The 255-nt window shown below is 68.2% G+C and carries 1 protein-coding gene; it reads right to left on the minus strand.

Annotation, left to right across the window (positions count from 1 at the left end; genetic code table 11):
- The coding region (locus tag IB266_RS30585) for an AMP-binding protein (protein WP_192264469.1) at positions 1-255 on the minus strand (255 nt) is incomplete at both ends.

Here is a 255-nt window from a genome sequence, read left to right on the forward strand (position 1 = left end):
GCAGAGGCTTGCGGCAAGGCGTCGAGGGTCCAAGCCTGATGCCCGACGGGCAGGCGCGACAGCCATTGCGCCTGGGTCAAGGTGACCTTGGCATCGGCGTCTTCGATCAAGAAGGCCAGGCGCGTGGTCGGCAACTCCGGATCCAGCGGCAGCCACGCGGCGCCGGCATGGACGATGCCGAGCAAGGCCACGACCATTTCCACCGAACGCTCCATGCACACCGGCACGATGTTGTCGCTGCCCACGCCGGCGGCG

This window comes from Pseudomonas sp. Pdm06 (assembly GCF_014851795.1).
Taxonomy (GTDB): domain Bacteria; phylum Pseudomonadota; class Gammaproteobacteria; order Pseudomonadales; family Pseudomonadaceae; genus Aquipseudomonas; species Aquipseudomonas fluorescens_AA.